This window comes from Sungkyunkwania multivorans (assembly GCF_042675645.1).
Classification (GTDB): Bacteria; Bacteroidota; Bacteroidia; order Flavobacteriales; family Flavobacteriaceae; genus Sungkyunkwania; species Sungkyunkwania multivorans.
Map to the genome: position 1 here is coordinate 820 of NZ_JBHTJH010000025.1, position 459 is coordinate 1,278.

Below are 459 nucleotides of genomic sequence, written 5' to 3' on the forward strand. Positions count from 1 at the left end.
TGTCATAGGATACGACATCGTGGTGACCAACACGGGCAACGTGACCCTGACGGACATCGAGGTGACGGACGCGAACGCGGACGCGGGCAGCATCGTTGGCAGCCCCATCGCGAGCCTGGCGCCGGGTGCGAGCGCGACGGTGACGGCACAGCAGACGATACAGCAGTCGGACCTCGACGCGGGCTACATAGAGAACAGCGCGACGGCCACGGGGGACAGCCCCGATGGCACGGACGACGTGAGCGACGTGTCGGACACGGACGTGGACGGCAACGGCGACCCGATACCTGACAACGAGAACACGGAGACGGACGACGGGGACGGCACGAGTGACGGCGACCCGACGAACGACCCCACGGTGACCACGCTCGGTCCGAACCCGGAGCTGACGGTGACCAAGACGGTGCGCGTCGCGGGATCGGCCCTGAATGACGTGATCGAGTACGACATCATCGTGAC

Annotated in this window: 1 protein-coding gene; it reads left to right on the forward strand. The window is 66.2% G+C overall.

Going from position 1 to position 459, the window contains the following annotated elements; all coding sequences use genetic code 11:
- Nucleotides 1-459: DUF7507 domain-containing protein (locus tag ACFQ1M_RS17690; RefSeq protein ID WP_386410962.1), on the forward strand; the 459-nt coding region annotated here is incomplete at both ends.